The organism is uncultured Litoreibacter sp. (genome assembly GCF_947501785.1).
Classification (GTDB): domain Bacteria; phylum Pseudomonadota; class Alphaproteobacteria; order Rhodobacterales; family Rhodobacteraceae; genus Litoreibacter.
Map to the genome: position 1 here is coordinate 726,527 of NZ_CANMXB010000001.1, position 15,573 is coordinate 742,099.

The 15,573-nt window shown below is 61.2% G+C and carries 14 protein-coding genes; 8 read left to right on the forward strand and 6 right to left on the reverse strand.

The features are described from left to right. The first annotated feature begins 3 nt into the window (after positions 1 to 3). The 4 genes from Q0899_RS03670 (at position 4) to Q0899_RS03685 (ending at position 3,595) form a co-directional block, all read left to right on the forward strand. Positions 4 to 1,509, forward strand: coding sequence for a potassium transporter TrkG (locus tag Q0899_RS03670; RefSeq protein ID WP_299191119.1), 1,506 nt, complete (start codon positions 4 to 6; stop codon positions 1,507 to 1,509). Between the two features lie 151 nt (positions 1,510 to 1,660). Continuing rightward, positions 1,661 to 1,894: an RNA chaperone Hfq gene (hfq, locus tag Q0899_RS03675; protein ID WP_298291507.1), complete on the forward strand. Its 234-nt coding sequence runs from the start codon at positions 1,661 to 1,663 to the stop codon at positions 1,892 to 1,894. Then, positions 1,894 to 3,183 carry a GTPase HflX gene (gene hflX, locus Q0899_RS03680; RefSeq protein ID WP_299195208.1) on the forward strand — a complete coding sequence of 430 codons (1,290 nt, stop codon included), beginning with the start codon at positions 1,894 to 1,896 and terminating at the stop codon, positions 3,181 to 3,183. The genes hfq and hflX overlap by 1 nt, the downstream gene beginning before the upstream one ends. 10 nt (positions 3,184 to 3,193) lie before the next feature. Continuing rightward, complete coding sequence (locus tag Q0899_RS03685; protein WP_299191120.1) at positions 3,194 to 3,595, forward strand: DUF2177 family protein; 402 nt, start codon at positions 3,194 to 3,196, stop codon at positions 3,593 to 3,595. Positions 3,596 to 3,676: 81 nt separating this feature from the next. Here the strand turns inward: Q0899_RS03685 and Q0899_RS03690 are convergent, their stop codons facing one another. Together Q0899_RS03690 and Q0899_RS03695 are read right to left on the reverse strand one after the other, a co-directional pair. Next, positions 3,677 to 4,213 (reverse strand): histidine phosphatase family protein, encoded by a 537-nt coding sequence (locus tag Q0899_RS03690; protein WP_299191121.1) that lies wholly within the window; start codon positions 4,211 to 4,213, stop codon positions 3,677 to 3,679. Next, complete coding sequence (locus tag Q0899_RS03695) at positions 4,210 to 6,675, reverse strand: penicillin acylase family protein (RefSeq protein ID WP_299191122.1); 2,466 nt, start codon at positions 6,673 to 6,675, stop codon at positions 4,210 to 4,212. Before Q0899_RS03695 ends, Q0899_RS03690 begins: the two co-directional genes overlap by 4 nt. 63 nt (positions 6,676 to 6,738) lie before the next feature. Here Q0899_RS03695 and Q0899_RS03700 point away from each other — a divergent pair, with 63 nt between their 5' ends. Further along, positions 6,739 to 7,632 carry an NAD(P)-dependent oxidoreductase gene (locus Q0899_RS03700; RefSeq protein WP_299195211.1) on the forward strand — a complete coding sequence of 298 codons (894 nt, stop codon included), beginning with the start codon at positions 6,739 to 6,741 and terminating at the stop codon, positions 7,630 to 7,632. Positions 7,633 to 7,762: 130 nt separating this feature from the next. Here the strand turns inward: Q0899_RS03700 and Q0899_RS03705 are convergent, their stop codons facing one another. Further along, entirely contained in the window at positions 7,763 to 8,152 is a 390-nt protein-coding gene (locus Q0899_RS03705) for an SRPBCC family protein (protein WP_298291495.1), read from the reverse strand. Between the two features lie 92 nt (positions 8,153 to 8,244). Between Q0899_RS03705 and Q0899_RS03710 the strand changes: the two genes are divergently transcribed. Further along, positions 8,245 to 8,841, forward strand: a complete 597-nt coding sequence (locus Q0899_RS03710; protein WP_298357830.1) for a TetR family transcriptional regulator — start codon at positions 8,245 to 8,247, stop codon at positions 8,839 to 8,841. Between the two features lie 187 nt (positions 8,842 to 9,028). Here Q0899_RS03710 and Q0899_RS03715 read toward each other — a convergent pair whose 3' ends face one another. Together Q0899_RS03715 and hemB are read right to left on the reverse strand one after the other, a co-directional pair. After that, positions 9,029 to 9,589: a YSC84-related protein gene (locus tag Q0899_RS03715; RefSeq protein ID WP_298291489.1), complete on the reverse strand. Its 561-nt coding sequence runs from the start codon at positions 9,587 to 9,589 to the stop codon at positions 9,029 to 9,031. 140 nt (positions 9,590 to 9,729) lie between these two features. After that, entirely contained in the window at positions 9,730 to 10,716 is a 987-nt protein-coding gene (hemB, locus tag Q0899_RS03720) for a porphobilinogen synthase (protein ID WP_299191123.1), read from the reverse strand. 148 nt (positions 10,717 to 10,864) lie between these two features. On the opposite strand from hemB, the gene Q0899_RS03725 reads away from it, so the two are divergent. Both Q0899_RS03725 and mfd read left to right on the forward strand, forming a co-directional pair. Beyond that, complete coding sequence (locus Q0899_RS03725) at positions 10,865 to 11,380, forward strand: component of SufBCD complex (protein WP_299191124.1); 516 nt, start codon at positions 10,865 to 10,867, stop codon at positions 11,378 to 11,380. Positions 11,381 to 11,418: 38 nt separating this feature from the next. Next, on the forward strand, positions 11,419 to 14,877 hold the full coding sequence (gene mfd / locus Q0899_RS03730) for a transcription-repair coupling factor (protein WP_299191125.1): 3,459 nt from the start codon (positions 11,419 to 11,421) through the stop codon (positions 14,875 to 14,877). A 90-nt stretch (positions 14,878 to 14,967) separates the two neighbouring features. Here mfd and Q0899_RS03735 read toward each other — a convergent pair whose 3' ends face one another. Beyond that, on the reverse strand, positions 14,968 to 15,504 hold the full coding sequence (locus Q0899_RS03735; protein ID WP_299191126.1) for a peroxiredoxin-like family protein: 537 nt from the start codon (positions 15,502 to 15,504) through the stop codon (positions 14,968 to 14,970). Positions 15,505 to 15,573 lie beyond the last annotated feature (69 nt).

Consider the following 15,573-nt stretch of genomic DNA (forward strand, 5'->3'; position numbering starts at 1 on the left):
CGCATGGGCGTTCTCTTCAAGCTGCCGCTGTTTGTGGTGCTGATGGCCATCGGCTCGGCTGCCATGTTGGTGCCGGCAGTCCACGCGCTTGCGCTGGATCTGCACCGCACAGCGCAGCCATTCTTCTATGGTGCCGTTTTGTTCGGGGTGCTTACCGCTCTTATCGGGCTGGCGACCTATGACCGCCCGGCCACCAACGTGGCCCGCAACCAGCTTATGACGCTGATCGCGGCCTTCGCGGTGCTGCCGCTGATGCTGGCCGTCCCGATGCGGGAGGCCATCGGCACCGTTTCGTTCTTTGACGCCTATTTCGAAATGGTGTCTTCGATCACCACCACTGGCGCGTCGCTCTTTGACCCGCCGTCGCAAGTGGTGTCGCCGATCCATCTTTGGCGCGCCTTGGTGGGGTGGATGGGGGGCTTCTTGATCCTTCTGGCCGCCGTCGCGGTGCTGGCTCCCCTGGCATTGGGCGGGTTCGAGGTGGTGCGCCCGACCAACAAATCCTCCAACGCCGACAGCGTCATCAGGCGCGCTGATCCGTCGGAACGTATCTTGCGTTACACGTTGCAGCTGTTTCCGATCTACGCGGGCGCGACCTTGGTGCTTTGGGTTGCACTGGTGGTGGCGGGCACCGGCCCGTTTCTGGGGCTATGTCTGGCGATGTCCACGCTGGCGACAAGTGGCATCACACCCTCAGGCGGGCTGAACCCGTGGCAGGTGGGCATCTATGCCGAGTTGCTGATTTTCATCTTCCTGTTCATGGCGGTGTCGCGGCAGGTCTTCACCAATGAGGCGCAGCAGGGGTTCTGGCGGCGGCTGGGCCATGACCGCGAGGTCCGCATGACCTTGCTGATCGTCAGCCTGCTGCCAATGGTGCTGTTTCTGCGCCACTGGGCCGGCGCGTTTGACGCCGAGGAGCAAGGCGATGTCATGGCGGCCATCCGCGCCTTTTGGGGCGCGCTGTTCACAGTCTTGTCCTTTCTGACCACAACCGGGTTCGCGTCTCATGATTGGGAAGCCGCACGCGCATGGTCGGGCCTGCCCACGCCTGGGTTGGTGCTGGCCGGGTTGGCGATCACCGGGGGCGGGGTGGCAACGACGGCGGGCGGGGTCAAGCTGCTGCGGGTCTATGCGCTGTACAAGCACGGCACACGGGAGATGGGGCGGCTGGTTCACCCCAATTCGATCGGCCGTGCCGGCAAGCTGGGACGGGAGGTGCGCCGCGAAGGGGCCTTCATCGCCTGGATTTTCTTCATGCTGTTTGCCCTGACCATTGCCGTGGTCATCCTGGGACTGACCGCCACGGGGCTTGATTTCGAGGCCGCAACGGCCTTCGCCATTTCGGCAATTACCACCACCGGCCCGCTGGCAGATGTGGCGCTTGAGGAGGTGGCATATACGGATCTTGGGGCCACGGCCAAATCCATCCTGATGGCGGCCATGGTGCTGGGGCGGCTGGAAACACTGGCGATAGTGGCGATGTTCAACCCTGACTTCTGGCGCTCATAAGTCACGCATTTAGGCGTCTTGACGCATAGGTAAAAAAGGGGGCTGGAAGTTTCCGGCGTCTCGCGACATAATTTGGCAAGACCTGGGACAGATGTGCCACCTCAAGTGGCGCGCGACCATCAAATAAGAACCGTTAAAAAGGCATGCTGATATGGCCGCTGACAAGCAAAACCTGCAAGACGTATTCCTCAACCATGTGCGCAAGGAAAAGATTCCCGTCACGATCTTCCTGATCAACGGCGTGAAGCTGCAAGGCGTGATCACATGGTTTGACAATTTCTGCGTGCTGCTGCGCCGGGATGGGCAGTCTCAGCTGGTGTTCAAGGGCGCCATCTCGACGATCATGCCTTCCGCGCCGATCAGCCTGTATGAGGGCGAAGAGTAATTCTCGAAACCGAAGAGCGCAGCACCACCCGCGCGTGGGTTCTGCATCCTGACATCAAAGACCGCAGCTCGCCGGATCATTCGCGGCGCGACGCGCCTGAGGCCTTGGCCGAGGCCGTGGCTTTGGCTGTGGCATTGCCGGGCTTGGACGTCGTGGGCGATGAGGTGGTGCCGTTGCCCAAAACGCGGGCAGGGACCTTGTTTGGCTCCGGCAAAATCGAAGAACTGAAACACCGCTTCCATGACAATGAGGTCGAGCTGGTTTTGATCGACGGGCCCGTGACCCCCGTCCAGCAGCGCAATCTTGAGAAAGAGTGGAAGGTGAAGATCCTCGACCGCACGGGGCTGATCTTGGAAATCTTCTCAGACCGCGCGGCGACGCGTGAAGGCGTGTTGCAGGTGGAACTGGCCGCCTTGTCCTATCAGCGCACGCGGCTGGTCCGCGCCTGGACCCACTTGGAGCGTCAGCGCGGCGGTCTTGGCTTTGTCGGCGGGCCGGGTGAGACGCAGATCGAGGCGGACAGGCGCGCGATTGACGAGCGCATTAACAAGATCAAGAACCAGCTCGACAAAACCGTAAAAACCCGCGAGCTGCACCGCGCGGCACGCGCCAAGGTGCCGTTCCCGATTGTTGCCCTTGTGGGCTACACCAACGCGGGCAAATCCACGCTGTTCAACCGCCTGACCGGGGCGGATGTGATGGTCAAAGACATGCTCTTTGCCACGCTGGACCCGACCATGCGCTCGGTCGAGCTGCCCGACGGGGTCGAGATCATCATGTCCGACACGGTGGGCTTCATCTCTGACCTGCCGACGCAACTGGTCGCGGCCTTCCGCGCAACGTTGGAAGAAGTGCTCAGCGCTGATCTGATCCTGCATGTGCGCGACATTTCGCACGCAGAGACGGACAATCAGGCCACCGATGTGCGCGCCATTCTAGCGGATTTGGGCGTCGATCAGGAGATCAAGACGCTGGAGGTCTGGAACAAGCTCGACAAGCTTGACGGCAATGACCACGAGAGCCTGTCCAACATCGCGGCCCGCGATGACAGCATTTTCCTCACATCTGCGGTGACCGGCGCGGGGATGGGACCTTTGCTGGAGGCAATCTCCCGCGAGGTGACTGAGGCCACGACGACGGAGGACATGTTGCTGCCCTTCAGCGAGGGCAAGAAGCGGGCATGGCTCTTTGACCAGGAGGTTGTCGACCAAGAAGACGCGACAGAGGACGGTTTCGCCCTATCTGTCACGTGGAGCGCCAAGCAGAAGGCGCGGTTCGACAAACTCTGAAAGCGCGCCCATGACTTACCTGTTCCTCTACCTCGTCACCTTCATCCTCTTTCTAGGCATTGATATTCTGGGCCTCGGCGTGGTGGTGAAGCCCATCTTCGAGAAACATGTGCCTGACCTGCTTTTGGACAGCCCACGCATCGGGCCTGCTTTGGTATTTTACGCGTTCTACGTCGCGGGGCTGGTTTGGTTCGTCTCCGCACCCGCCTTGGCGGGAGACAAAAGCCTGTGGTGGGTTGCCGGCAACGCGGCGATCATCGCAGGCATTGGGTTCGGGACCTACGAGTTCACCTCTCTGGCGGTCACGAAGGGCTGGAGCTGGGAAATCGTTGCGGTGGACCTGTCATGGGGCATTGCCATGACCACAACATCTGCTGTGGCCGGTGTGGCGGTGATACGCTGGTTCAGCTGAGGTTTTGCGCCGCGTGTGCCACGCGTCGCGATGCTGGGGCTCTGCCCCAGACCCCGAGGTATTTCTGAAACAATGATGGAGTTAGGCCGTAAGCTCGACGATGTCACAATTGTTGGGGTCAATGCCTGTCAGCTCCCGGATCACATGGCCATGGCAGACAACCGCAAGCGGGCGCGTTTGCCGGGCGTGAAGCGCCCGGGCAAGGCGGGCCATGCGGGCGGCAAAGATGTCTTGCGGCTCGACCGGTACGCCATATTCGTTCTCGGGGCCCTGATGCCACCAAATCTGTGGCAGGTGATCGAATGTCATGTCCGGGAAGCTTCGCGACAGGCGCGACGGGCTGATCCCGATATCGCAGCTATGGCCCAGATGCTCGCGGGTTTCCGGCTCGACGGAAATCTGGCGCTGCGGGAAGATCAGCCGCGCGGTTTGGATGGCGCGGGTGAGCGGCGAGCAAAGGATGTCTTCGATGCCCAACGCCGCCGCCCGCGCGCGGGTGGCGCGTGCCTGCGATTGGCCCAGCTCGGTCAATGGCGCGTCAAAGATCATCGGATCGCCCGCGCCGGTGAAGGCCGCGTTGAATTCTGATTGCCCGTGGCGGATCAGATGGATGGTCATGGGGCGGGCGTCAACGTGTTGATGCCGACGGCACCCGCGCGAGCCAGATCGGGGTCCAGCGACATAGGGATATATTCGCCGCGCCGCCACAACACGCCCAGATCGTCGTAATGGCGTGAAATCGGGTGGCCAGACTGCCCCGTGGCCATCACAAAGACCGAGCTGTCGGGATCAGCGAAGTCATAAACCCCGCGATAGCCAGCGGCATGCACGTTCTGGAACGGATCGGGGCCGGTGCCGGACGTGCGGCCCCTGAGCAATGTATTGTCGCCGCCGGAGGTCGATTGGCGAATGTTGACGAACAGGCTGAGGCCGGGGATCGTGCCCAACACCTGATGGTCATGAGTCGCCTCATGCGCGTCGCCCCAGCGCCAGCTTTCGACATTGGGTCCGTATTTCTCTGACAACCAGATCAGGGCTTCGTCCAGCGCCTGGCGGGATGTGTCGGTGCAGGTCTCGGCGGCCGCCGACTGGATGACGTCGCACCAGATGGACGCGCCGCCTGCGTCGCGGAAGACGCGTTCGATGAACAGCGGCTCGACATGGCTGAACTCGGATGACAGCGGCCCGATCTCGTCGCGGATCAGGCGTTGCTGCAATGTGCGCATCCAGGTGGCGTAGATCAGCGGTTCAGGCAGATGCTCCGACATCTCGCCGTTCCAGCTGGCCATCAGCTCCAGCGCTTGCTGGCGGCGGCGCTCGGGCGTGCCGTCAGGAGCGGCCTCGCCTGTGAACCACAGATCGCCCGCAATCAGCGGCAGCAGCGACCGCGCGGTGAAGGAAACCGTGTCCAGCTGCGCCTCGATAAAGCTTTCGCGGGTGTGCACCTGCCGGTTCAGCATCAGCCGCCGCCAGCGTTGCACCCGCTGCGTGTCGCCATAGGTGTAGCTGACATGGTCCGGGAAGGGGCGTTGCACCGTCTTGTTGTTGGTGTTGCCGACAATGCCGCCCGTGGGGCGTACAAAAAGCGGGTTCGATGCATCGGGCATCACGCCTTGCCAGCGGTTCTGCGCCAGCCAGCCGGGCGAGGGGATGCGGCCGCGTGACTGATGCGCAGGGTTGCGGCGGGGAATGTGACCGATGGTCTTCAGCGCCACGTCGTTCAGGTCCGCCATGGTCAGGTTTTGCGCGGGCGCCACGTAGTCCTTGGTGGCGTCGATCATCTCCGGAATGGAGCCCGCCTTCATGATCTTCAGCGCGGCCTGGAGGGAGGTGTTGCGATCCGTCAGCACCGTCCAGCCCAAAGCGGTGACATGCCCGGCAGGGGTGACGGTTCCGAGGTTGAAGTGCTGACCAGGCAAGATGGGGCCGTTGTCGCTCCATTGCATGTCGATGGTGACGGGGGTGTCGTCGGCCACCTGAATGATGGATTGGCGGGTGCGGAACGGCTTGAACCCGTCGGGCGTTTGGTATTCGCGCGGGTTGTCTGGGTTGAGCTGTTCAATGAACACGTCTTGATCGTCCACATAGGCCGTGGTCAGGCCCCAGCCTGTGCGGTTGGATCGGCCGGTCAGCACCACAGGCATGCCGGGGATGGTGCCGCCAATAACCCCGCCGGTCTGCAACTCAAGCCGCGCCAGGTACCAGATTGACGGCGCGCTGAGGCCCAGATGCGGATCGTTGGCCAGCAATGTGCCCCCCGCAGCGGAGCGGTCAGGCGCGGCCGCAAATCCGTTGGAGGCCCCCGCGAGCGCGCGGTTCTTGACCGGGTTCAACGGATCGCGGGCCCCGGACGTGTTCGCCGCAAAGCGCGGCAGATCGGCGTCGGGGAAAAGGGCTGCAAAATCCAGCTCCGCGATGCCCTGCGACGGGTCGTCGGGCAGCAGGTCGGCGACGCGTTCAGGAGGCAGGGCCAGGGACGCGCGCGCGCGGATCACCTCTTCGCTGAGATGGCCGGACAATTGCAGCGCCATGATCTTGACGATGGCGATGCTGTCAGCAGGTTGCCAAGGCGCGATGTCGGGTGTGAACAGGAAAAATTCCGGCGCGCCGCGGCCCAAGGCCTGCTCGTTCACCGTGCGCAGCCACGAATTCACGCCGGCGGCATAGGCGTTCAGCATCGCCGTCGTCTCGGCGTCCTGCGCGGCGACAGAGCGTTGCGCGTGGCCGTAAATGTCGAGGCGGCGCAGCAGTTCATCCGTCTTGACCGTGCGGGTGCCAAATAGCTCTGACAGGCGGCCCTGCGCGGTGCGGCGCAGCATCGTCATCTGCCACAAACGGTCCTGGGCATGGGCGAAGCCAAGGCCGTAAAACACGTCCTCGTCCGTCTGGCCAAAGATATGCGGGACGCCGGAATTGTTGCGCACAATCTCGACCGGGGCGGAGATGCCGGGCACCTCAAAGGACGCGCCATAATCAGGCAGTGACCGCGACGCGAGATAATACACCGCCAGCACGGCAAGCAGGACTAGCAACGCCAAGCCCAAAAACAGTCGCATAGACCATCGAAACAAAGCTGCCATTGGTATTCCTGCCCTTGACCCTCGGTGTGGGGTGTACCATCCCTTAGCCGCGACATTCAATCAATCAGCGAGGCGTATGGCATGGCGAAGGTAAGTTTTCTGGGGCTAGGGGTCATGGGCTATCCGATGGCCGGCCATTTGGTCAAAGCGGGCCACGAGGTCACCGTCTACAACCGCACCACAGCCAAGGCGGAAGCCTGGGCCAGCGAGCATGGCGGCGCGTTTGCGCGCACCCCGCGCGAGGCGGCGGAAGGCGCGGAATTCGTGATGGCCTGCGTGGGCAATGACGACGACCTGCGCTCGGTCTGTTTGGGCGATGATGGCGCCTTGGCTGGCATGGCTGCGGGCACGGTCTTCGTCGATCACACCACGGTGTCGGCAGAGGTCACGCGCGAGCTGTACGCGGCTTCTGACGCCAAGCAGGTCAGCTTCGTCGACGCGCCGGTCTCCGGCGGGCAGGCAGGGGCCGAGAACGGCCAGTTGGGCGTGATGTGTGGCGGCGATGAGGGCGCATACGCCCGCGCTGAGCCGATCATTGACGCCTATGCCAAGGCCTGCAAACGGCTGGGCGAAAGCGGGGCAGGGCAATTGACCAAGATGGTCAACCAGATCTGCATCGCGGGTCTGGTGCAGGGCCTGTCCGAGGGGCTGCATTTCGCCGAGAAGGCGGGTTTGGACGGCAAGGCCGTGGTCGAGGTCATCAGCCAAGGCGCCGCCGGATCATGGCAGATGTCAAATCGCTACGAGACCATGGTGGACGGGGAGTTCAACCACGGCTTCGCCGTCGACTGGATGCGCAAGGATCTGGGGATTTGCCTGGATACGGCGGATGAAAACGGCGCGTCACTGCCTGTCACCGCACTGGTGGATCAGTTTTACAAGGACGTTCAGAAGCAGGGCGGCGGCCGGTGGGATACCTCATCGTTGATCGAGCGGCTGCGGAAGCTGGATGGTTGAGGGCAGGCACACAGCCCTCTTTGAAATGTCTGCGCCGGGGACAACGTGAACTTTCATTGTGCCTGCTCTAAGGTCTGCCCTTTGACGGATGGAATCCTACGGCACTGTTCTGGTGCCGTAGGAGTGCAAGTTAAGCCGCCAATGCCTTAGTCATGTCAGCGCATGCGCTGTCCAGCATTGGTTCCATATGGTCGCGCGCATCTGCAGGAAGTAGGTCCACGATCCAATTCAACCGGGTATTGTCATGATCTTCCTCCAACTGCATGGTCGCCACATGAAAATCCATGTTCAATGGTGAGCTGGTGATAGCGTAAACCACACGTTTCAACTCGTGATCCACGCTCACTATTTTTTCGGTCAGCTCGCCGCCACCCTCCAGCATGCAAACGCGAGAATCACCTTCTTGTATGCTGGACGCCAGGAACCCGATCAAATCTGAGATCCGACCCGTGTCTGAGACTTTTTCCCAGACTTTAGAGATAGGGGCGTTGATGGTGATGGTTTTTGAAATTGTTGTCATATTCGATTTCTCCTTATCAAGACAGGTGTCTAGATATCCTCTAGCTAGACACCTGTCTAGTATTGAGTTACCCTTTTCGAAAGGAGACGACCTTGGCCCGTGCTAAGAATTATGACCGAGAAAAAGCCGTTGAAGCAGCCATGCTCGCATTCTGGAAAAAGGGATACGGGGCACTTGGCGTTCGCGAGATAGAGAGCGAAACCTCAATTAACAGGTTTGCCTTACAGACGGATTTTGGCGGTAAACAAGGTCTTTTTCTCGAAGCATTGCAAAAGTATCTGGAAATCTCCGATGAGACAGCACTAAAGCCCCTGCAGTCAGGCGGGCTTACCGCGTTGATCTCATTCTTCCGGCAACTCGCACATGGAGAGGCCGAAGATCCGCGTGATGGGGGGTGCCTCATGGTTAACACGGTTATCGAAAACGCGAATTTGGGTATCGACGATGTCAGTGAACTCACCGCCAGGCACTACAGCAATATGCAGCGTATGTTTGAGCTGGCGCTTGGTTGGGCCCAAGAGGAAGGAGAGCTAGCTCACGACTTTGATTTGTCATCCGCTGCAAAGATGTTGCTGACATTCGCGATGGGCGTCGAGGTCTATGTGCGCATGAATGGAACTGTGAGTGCCGCGTCTGCACAGGTTGAGTTTCTCGTTTCCCAAATCGAAAGCTGGCGGCTGAAAAAGTAGCAGTTTACCCGCTACAGATATGAGAAAACTTGTTGGAGCGCGGGCGATCATGTGCGGCGATGCAAGGCGCTTTTGTCGTTTCCCCAGTCTTGTGGCGGACGCTCGAAGAAACCGCGACATAGCCTCGTCGCGGACGTTTTTCTGTTGGCGAGATATCTCTCACCAACAAAGTCGGTACCGGGCCGTCCTATGGAATGATCCGGTTGTACTTGCTACCCTCAATCGTGGCACCTGCAATCAACCCCGCCTGGCCAAAGACCACCGCGATCACAGGGGACAGCGCCGTGGTGGTGTCCACGCCCAGATTGCCGCCCTCGTTGGACACCGCATATTCCGCGTCCGCGCCAAGGGTCCAGCCCGGCGAGCGGCGGAAATCGCTGAGCGCGGCTTCGGTCATGAAAAACAGCGCGGTCGAATATTGCTGCGCCCCAAGCTGGAAGCCAAAGGTCGCCGAGGTTGACGAGTAATAATCCACGGACACGTCGTTGATCCGCAACGCGCCGCGGCCGTAGGACCCGCCGGGGCCGAACAGACCGACCTTCGAGATGACCGGCATCATCAGGACGCCAACGGCCTTGTCGGCCAGGTCGCGGCTGCCGGGTACATTGGCGTATAGGAAGTTGAAGGCCTGGTCGACTCGGGCGTCGATCTTGTTGCCGCCATTGCTGTTGACGCCGTTGCCGCAGGCCGCAAGGCCGGTGGTCGCCACGCCGGAGACAAGGAAATTGCGTCTGCTGAGTAAGGTCATGATATCCGCCTGTAGTGTTTTGCTCGTAGGGTGCCCGTCTAGCGCGGTGCATTGGCGGCAATAATAGGCGAAACCCCGCGATATGTCACGGGCTTTGCGCAGCGGTTTGCCAAAAGATAGGCGAGCGACCGCCGACCGGCTCAGCCGTTCAACAGCGCTGCGACCCGCGGCGCAAAATAGGTCAGCACGCCGTCGCATCCGGCGCGTTTGAACGCCATCATGCTTTCCATCATCACCGCGTCTTCATCGACCCAGCCTTGCTGGCCCGCAGCCATGATCATCGCGTATTCGCCGGACACCTGATAGGCGAAGGTGGGCGCGCCGAACGCGTCTTTCACGGCGCGGCAAATGTCCAAATAGGGCTGGCCCGGCTTGACCATCACCATATCCGCGCCCTCATCTAGGTCTCGCGCCACCAGCCGCAACGCCTCGTCGGCATTGGCAGGGTTCATCTGGTAGGTCTTCTTGTCGCCGGTCAATGCGCCAGACGCGCCCACGGCATCCCGAAACGGCCCGTAGAAGGCCGAGGCGTATTTGGCCGCATAGCTCAGAATGGTGGTGTCTTGGTACCCTTCATCTTCAAGGGCCGTGCGCATCGCACCGATCCGCCCGTCCATCATATCAGACGGGCCCAGAATGTCGGCCCCGGCCTCCGCCTGCGCCAAGGCCATCTTGACCAACGCCTCTACGCTTTCGTCATTGACGATGACGCCGTCGCGCACAATGCCGTCATGGCCGTTGATGTTGTAGGGGTCCAGAGCGACATCGGTCATCACCGCCACTTCCGGCACCGCGTCCTTGATCGCGCGGGTCGCGCGGTTGGACAGGTTGTCGGGGCTCCAGGCCTCCTCGCAGCCTTGGGTCTTCAGGGCCGGGTCGGTGTAGGGGAACAGGCAAATCGCGGGGATGCCCAGATCGCGCGCCGCGCGGGCTTGCTCGACGATCAAATCAACGCTCAACCGCTCGACCCCCGGCATGGAGGGGATGGGCGTGCGGGTGGCGTCACCATCGGTGACAAACATCGGCCAGATCAGGTCGGACGGGGCCAGAACCCGCTCTTGCACCAGCGCTCTGAGGGCGGGTGTGCGTTTCGTCCGGCGGAACCGCGTGGCGATGTGCTGCGTCATAAATTCGTCCAAGTTCTGGTATCTTAGGGCGTTCGTGCCATGTTTTAGTGGGTGCCTCAAGCGCCACGTCACCTCTGGCGCTGGATCACCTTGCCCTATAGGGTGCGGCGAAAATACGATCGAAGACCACGAAAAGGCCCGAGCAGACTTGGATTTCTACGTCACCGCATTTGAATTGATCGACCTGCGGTCGTTCTCGAACCTGTGGTTCTGGATCATGCTCGCCGTGTTCTGGTCCACCGCGTCGCATTACGTGTTGGGCGTGCCGTTTGACATGGTCGGCCGCGCCGCCAAACATGGCGGGCAGGCGGAGCAGGACCTGCAAGACCTCGTGCGTATCAACGCCAACCGGCTGACCTATATCTCGGATGAGGCGGGCACATGGCTGACCATATTCGCATCCTTCCTGGTGACAGGGTTGGTGCTGACCGGCTTTGTCTATGATGTGGAATTTTGCCAGGCCCTGTCGCTGATCATCGTGCCGATGCTTTTGGTCTTTGGCATCTCGATCCACAACGCCCGCAAGACTTTCGGGCAGACCGGCGACGACCTGCGCCGCATCCTGCGACGGCACCGCATCGTGGTGCAGCTGATCGGGATGATGTCGATCTTGGTCAGCTCCATGTGGGGCATGTATGTCAATATCACCACGGGCGTGCTGTAGACCTTGACCTCACGGCGTGGCCCGATATGTCCAGCGCAATGAGCAGCTCCCAAGATAAGATCACCGTATCAGGCGCGCCCGAGGGGTTTGACGCCAAACTGGTGGCGGCCGAGCTGCAAAAGGCGGGCAGCGTCATCCATGTGGCCCGCGACGACCGCCGAATGGCGGCGATGCAGACCGCGCTGGGCTTTTTTGCCCCCGATGTGCCCGTGCTCAGCTTTCCCGCGTGGGATTGCCTGCCTTACGACCGCACCTCGCCCAATTCTGATGTCTCTGCGACCCGCATGGCGACGCTGGCGGCTTTGGCGCAAGGCGTGCCGGGGCCGTTCATCCTGCTGACCACCTTGTCCGCCGCCACGCAATACCTGCCCAAGCGCGAAACGCTGGCGCAGTCCAGCTTTGTGGCCACGGTCGGGCAACAGGTTGATGAAGAGGCATTGCGCGGCTTTCTGGTCCGCATGGGGTTCACGCAAAGCCCCACGGTGATGGAGCCTGGCGATTACGCTATTCGCGGCGGCATCATCGACATCTTCCCGCCGGGCGAGGCGGGGCCGGTGCGTCTCGATCTCTTTGGCGATGTGCTGGACGGCGCGCGGCGTTTTGATCCGGCCACCCAGCGCACCACTGAGAAGCTGGATGTGATCGAACTGGCGCCCGTGTCCGAGGTGATTTTGGATGAGGCCGCCATCACACGGTTCCGCCAGAATTACCGCATCGAATTCGGCGCGGCGGGCACGGATGATCCGCTTTATGAAGCGGTCAGCGCGGGGCGCAAGCACGCGGGCATCGAACATTGGCTGCCCTTCTTCCATGACGGGCTGGAGGTCTTGTTTGACTACCTGCCGGACGCCACGATCTGCCTTGATGATCAGCTGACGCCCGCGCGTCTGGCACGCTGGGAAACCATTGCGGATCAATATGACAACCGCGTAGAGGCGATGAAATCCAAGGCGCGGATGGACACGGTCTATAAGCCGGTGCCGCCAGCGTTGCTGTATCTGGATGACGCGGCGTGGGACAAGGCCGTCGCAGACCGCCGCGTGCTGCAATACGCGATCCTGCAGCAGGCGACCGGCCCCGGCGTCATCGACGCAGGCGGGCGGGACGGGCGGAACTTTGCGCCGGAGCGACAGTCCGAAAACCTCAACCTTTTCGGTGCTTTGGCGGATCATGTTCAGAAGATTCGGGCCGCGAAACAGGTGGTCATCGCCAGCTTCTCGGATGGCGCGCGGGAACGGCTGCAGGGGCTGCTGGCGGATCAGGAGATCCACGACACCAAGCTGATCTCTGACGCGCGCGACATCACGGATGGCGGCGTGCATTTGGCCATCTGGGGGCTGGAACAGGGCTTTGTGACGCCTGATCTGGCGGTGATCTCGGAACAGGACGTTCTGGGCGACCGGCTGATCCGCGGCGCGCGCAAGAAGAAGCGGGCGGAGAATTTCCTGACGGAAACCCAGAGCCTCAGCCCCGGCGATCTGGTGGTCCATGTGGACCACGGCATCGGGCGCTACACGGGGCTGGAAACCGTCACCGCCGCAGGCGCGCCGCATGAATGTATCCTGCTGGAATACCAAGGCGGCGACCGGCTGTACCTGCCGGTTGAAAACATCGAATTGCTGTCCCGCTATGGCCATGAGGAAGGCCTGCTCGACAAGCTGGGTGGCGGCGCGTGGCAGGCCAAGAAAGCGCGGCTGAAGCAGCGCATCCGCGATATGGCCGACCGGCTGATCCGCGTGGCCGCCGAACGCGAGTTGCGACGCGCCCCGATTTTGGAGCCTGCCGCCGACATGTGGGAAGGTTTCAACGCGCGTTTTCCCTATGAGGAGACCGAAGATCAGCTGACAACCATCGAGGCCGTGCTGGACGATCTCGCCAAAGGCCGCCCGATGGACCGGCTTGTCTGCGGCGATGTGGGCTTTGGTAAGACTGAGGTTGCGATGCGCGCGGCATTTGTGGCCGCCGCCGCCGGTTTGCAAGTTGCCGTGGTTGCGCCAACCACACTTCTTAGCCGCCAGCATACGCAAAGCTTCAAGGACCGCTTCCGGGGTTTTCCGTTGAATGTCAGGCAGTTGTCGCGTTTTGTTGGCACGAAAGAGGCCAATCAGACCCGCGAGGGCATCGCGCGCGGCGAGGTGGATATCGCCATCGGCACCCACGCGCTTTTGTCGCAGCAGGTGAAGTTCAAGAACCTCGGGTTGTTGATCATCGATGAGGAACAGCATTTTGGCGTGCAGCACAAAGAGAAGCTGAAACAGATGCGCTCCGACATCCATGTGCTAACGCTCTCTGCGACCCCCATCCCGCGCACACTTCAACTGAGCCTATCGGGCGTGCGCGAGCTGTCGATCATTGGCACGCCGCCAGTCGACCGCTTGGCGATCCGCACCTATGTCTCGGAATTTGACGCTGTCACCATCCGCGAGGCGCTGCTGCGTGAGCACTACCGAGGCGGGCAAAGTTTCTACGTGGTGCCGCGCGTCTCGGACCTGCCCGATATCGAAGATTTCCTGAAGGAACATGTGCCCGAAGTCACTTACATGGTGGCGCATGGCCAGATGGCGCCGGGTGATCTCGATCAGCGGATGAACGCGTTTTATGATGGCAAGTATGACGTGCTGCTGGCCACCACGATTGTGGAATCCGGCATCGACATCCCGACCGCCAACACGATGGTCATTCACCGCGCCGACATGTTCGGGCTGTCGCAACTCTATCAGATCAGGGGCCGTGTGGGTCGTTCCAAGACGCGTGCTTATGCCTACCTGACCACCAGGCCGCGCCAGAAACTGACCAAGACCGCTGAGAAGCGGTTGCGGGTTCTCGGATCGCTCGACAGCCTTGGTGCGGGCTTCAACATCGCCAGCCAAGACCTTGATATCAGGGGCGCAGGCAATGTTCTGGGTGAGGAACAGTCAGGCTCTGTTCGGGAAGTGGGCTATGAGTTGTACCAATCCATGCTGGAGGAGGCGATTGCCAAGATCCGGTCTGGCCAGATGGACGGGCTGACCGAAACCGACGATCAATGGGCGCCCACGATCAACCTCGGCGTGCCGGTTCTGATCCCGGATGATTATGTGTCTGATCTCGATGTGCGGTTGGGGCTCTATCGTCGCCTATCCGGCCTGACGACGAAGGTCGAACTGGAAGGCTTTGCCGCAGAGCTGATCGACCGCTTCGGCAAGCTGCCCAAAGAGGTCAACACGCTGCTGCTGGTGGTGCGCATCAAAGCGATGTGTAAACGCGCAGGCATCGCCAAGCTGAACGCGGGCGAGTGCGGGGCCACGATTGAGTTCCATGAAAACAAATTCGCCAAGCCCGAAGGGCTGGTCGAATATCTGCAGGACGAGCGCAACTTGGCGAAGATGAAGGACAACAAGATTGTTGTCCGGCGCGACTGGAAGAAGGATGCCGACAAGATCAAAGGCGCGTTTGCGATTGCCCGCGACCTGGCCGAGAAGGCGGGCACATTCAAGCCCGCCAAAAAGGAGCGCTGACGCGCCCGCGATATTTTGCGTTCTTTCAGGAGCTTTGCTCCTGAGCCACGCGGGCAAAACCTCAGAGTATTTGCCACCAAATGGAAAAGGTCAGACCGCGCCCTGATACTCGCCGCGCGCGGGGTAATTGTTGGATATCGCGAAGTCCAAGGCGCCTAGAAGCTCGCTGAAATGCGGACGCACGAAAGGCATGGTCTGCACCGACATGTAATAAAGCGAGCGGTCTTTATTGACCATGAACAGGCCGGGTTCCGAAAACAGCGCGGGCTCTTCGATGCCGATGGACGTCTTGCCGCGCGAGGTGGAGATGTAGAGCCCCCAATCGCGTGCTTCCTGCAGCGGCAGGTCATAGGCGAAGCGCAGGTTGCTGGCCTCGATCTTGTCGGCCATGGCTTGGGTGCGTTCCTCGCCATCCGACGAGACAGCGATTGTCTTCACGCCTTTTTCGCCAAATTTGGGGGTCAGCTTGTCCAACTCCTTAAGGTAGGTCGCACAAAGCGGGCAGTGCAGGCCACGATAGAAACAGACAACCGTGCCCAGGTCGCCATCGTCACTGGCCAGATCAAATTGACCACCGCCCAACTGAGGCAAGGTCAGGTTGGGGGTTTGTTCGCGTGGCATCAGCATGGGGTGTCTCCTGGTTGAATGAGGTGCGCGGGACCCTATCGCGCACAAGGTATTGCGGCCATGCACAGG

Excerpts from the sequence above, each read along its gene's own strand:
- Q0899_RS03670 (WP_299191119.1), top strand. The coding sequence starts at position 4 with ATGGGCGTTCTCTTCAAGCTGCCGCTGTTTGTGGTGCTGATGGCCATC.
- hfq (WP_298291507.1), top strand. The coding sequence starts at position 1,661 with ATGGCCGCTGACAAGCAAAACCTGCAAGACGTATTCCTCAACCATGTG.
- Q0899_RS03685 (WP_299191120.1), top strand. The coding sequence starts at position 3,194 with ATGACTTACCTGTTCCTCTACCTCGTCACCTTCATCCTCTTTCTAGGC.
- Q0899_RS03690 (WP_299191121.1), bottom strand. The coding sequence starts at position 4,213 with ATGACCATCCATCTGATCCGCCACGGGCAATCAGAATTCAACGCGGCC.
- Q0899_RS03695 (WP_299191122.1), bottom strand. The coding sequence starts at position 6,675 with ATGGCAGCTTTGTTTCGATGGTCTATGCGACTGTTTTTGGGCTTGGCG.
- Q0899_RS03705 (WP_298291495.1), bottom strand. The coding sequence starts at position 8,152 with ATGACAACAATTTCAAAAACCATCACCATCAACGCCCCTATCTCTAAA.
- Q0899_RS03715 (WP_298291489.1), bottom strand. The coding sequence starts at position 9,589 with ATGACCTTACTCAGCAGACGCAATTTCCTTGTCTCCGGCGTGGCGACC.
- hemB (WP_299191123.1), bottom strand. The coding sequence starts at position 10,716 with ATGACGCAGCACATCGCCACGCGGTTCCGCCGGACGAAACGCACACCC.
- mfd (WP_299191125.1), top strand. The coding sequence starts at position 11,419 with ATGAGCAGCTCCCAAGATAAGATCACCGTATCAGGCGCGCCCGAGGGG.
- Q0899_RS03735 (WP_299191126.1), bottom strand. The coding sequence starts at position 15,504 with ATGCTGATGCCACGCGAACAAACCCCCAACCTGACCTTGCCTCAGTTG.